The 2342-nt window shown below is 49.9% G+C and carries 2 protein-coding genes; one reads left to right on the top strand and one right to left on the bottom strand.

The window, feature by feature from the left end:
• Positions 1–592 (bottom strand): hypothetical protein (locus tag V6D20_19405; protein ID HEY9817950.1); only part of this gene is annotated, 592 nt, incomplete at its 3' end.
• Positions 593–1552: 960 nt separating this feature from the next.
• Here V6D20_19405 and V6D20_19400 point away from each other — a divergent pair.
• Positions 1553–2342 (top strand): cation:proton antiporter (locus V6D20_19400; GenBank protein HEY9817949.1); only part of this gene is annotated, 790 nt, incomplete at its 3' end.

The raw sequence follows: 2342 nt of genomic DNA, 5'->3' as shown, positions 1-2342 counted from the left end.
GATCCACGTCCCAGATCGCTAGACTGCTGACTTGCGGTTCTCCATCATCGATCAGCTCAAAAATGCCCACATAGGCCACCTGCAGGGCCTTGGCCAGGTTCTGGGCCAAGACGGGGAAAAAGTCACGACCGGTAACAGATGCCGTGCTCGTCAAAATGGTTTGCAGGATGTCTTCTGCCTGCTGTCTTTCTTGGATTTGCTCCTTTAGTTCCTGATTAACAGCTTCCAGTTGTTCGGGCGTGCGCAGGGACAAAAAGCGTGGTAAAAGCTCCACCAACATCAGTGCTGTGTAGCAAGAAACCAGGGCCGTGATGGCCTGCTCAATGCCCGATACCCAATAGTCGGGGTGCCAAAGCGTCCAAATATCTAGTAGATGGCCTACTCCACAGCAGAGGATGAAGGCGCTAAACAGGATGAAGACTTTCGAGAAGGGAATGTCATCGCGGGCACGCACAAAGTAGATGAGCATGGCCGGGATAGAAAAATAGGCGATCGCAATCAATGCGTCACTCAGGAGGTGAAGTCCTACTAAAGGTGTTTGCCAAAGATAGCAGTGACCGTGAGGAATATAGGAAATCTGGAAAGGCATCATGGGCAATGAGTCTAAAACTGTAATAGTAATAGGGGCTGATTCAGCGGCTGGTATTGCCTTGTTGGATCCGTGTTAGATGCCTGAAAAGGCTATTGTCTTGGACTGATCTAGAACAGTTTGGAGTAGACAAGCAAGGTTCTATACAATGCTGTAATATAAGTGACTGTTACTAAGCATAGATATGCTAATGGTGTTATGGCTGGTCTTGATACCATTGAGATGATTAAAAAAGCAATTCCTTGGGATCAGGTAAACAGCGTCAACATCAAGGGTAGCAAAGACGCTTGCAGAGATGATACTTAAGCATTAATACTGTGTTGTGACAGAGATGGTGGAGGCGAATAAATAGAGAAAACAATGCTTGAACTGTGCAAGACTTAAGGGAAGTAGAGATTGGTATGGTAACCCTGTCTAGCATCAGCATAGCGAACTATAGAGTGGTTTTTCCTAGGAGTTGATGATGAATTATGGTTGCTGCCTAGGGGGCGATCGCTCTATCCCTGGCACAGATTCTAGTAAGTTAAGTATTTATTCTCACTAAAGACTCAGGTCTTCACCAATTCTTCATCTAATTCACTGATATATTCATCGTAAGCAAGGCGAACCTGGTGCGTGGCAAAGGCATCCTAGGACTTTCTATCCAGGGAAAGATCTTACGTCAACGGTGGTGCATCTAAATAAACTGGGCTGTAAGATGCTGTTGGGCGCTGCCGCACCCCACCGCCTATCCGTCGGGCTTTCTGCCTAGAAACTTCGTGAAGACCTCACATAACCCGTAGGTTATGGACCTTCGAGGCTGGAAGTTCGATCCAGTCACAGAGCAGGTTTCAGGATTAACTCTAGCCCAAGTGCCCCACAGGGAAGAGTGGTAAAGACGAGCGATCGCTACCAATCTTGCCCCATTTGTTGAGAACTCTCCTAGGATGATGAAGAAATATGAAGCATCTCTAGTTGAGGATCATGGTGACAAGCTACTTTCTGACGTCGAACCTAGAGCGCGCATTACCGGAATCGTCGGGAGAGTTTGCCGGCTGGGTCAGTGCGCTGATTATTCTGCTGCTGGTGGCAACGGCGGTGGCCTTAGTCACCCGGCGGCTGCGGATTCCCTATGTGGTGGGCTTGGTCTTGGCCGGATTGGCGATCACCAAAGATGCTTTGCCCGCGTCCATTCGCCTAGATCCAGATGTCATTTTGAACCTCTTTTTGCCGATTCTGATTTTTGAAGCGGCCATCAATACCGACATCAGCCGTCTGCGCAGCACCATCAAACCCATTGCTCTGCTAGCAGGCCCAGGGGTCGTCTTGGCAGCGGCGATTACAGCGGCTTTGATCCAGCTAGGGTTGGGGCTACCCTGGATTACGGCCTGTGCCATCGGCGTCATTTTGACGATTACGGACACCGTCTCGGTGATTGCAGCCTTTCGAGAAGTATCAGTGCCGGGGCGGTTGGCGACGATTGTAGAAGGAGAAAGTCTCTTTAATGACGGCATGGCCCTGGTACTCTTGGGCATCATTACCACCATCCACCTGCAGGGATCGTTTACTGTGGGTGAGGGGCTTGAGCAACTGCTCATTGCCTTTGTCGGTGGTGGAGTGCTGGGCTGGGGACTGGGCTACCTCTGTGTGGGTATTTTCCGTCAATTAGACGATGCGCTCAGCCATATTTTGCTAACGGTGGCGGTGTCGTTAGGCACGTTTCAGATTGGGCAACTGTTGGGGGTATCTAGTGCGATCGCTGTTGTGGTAACGG

It is taken from the genome of Candidatus Obscuribacterales bacterium (genome assembly GCA_036703605.1).
Lineage (GTDB): Bacteria > Cyanobacteriota > Cyanobacteriia > RECH01 > RECH01 > RECH01.
Note: the sequence above shows the minus strand (reverse complement) of the source record. Positions and strands in the feature narration are given on the sequence as shown.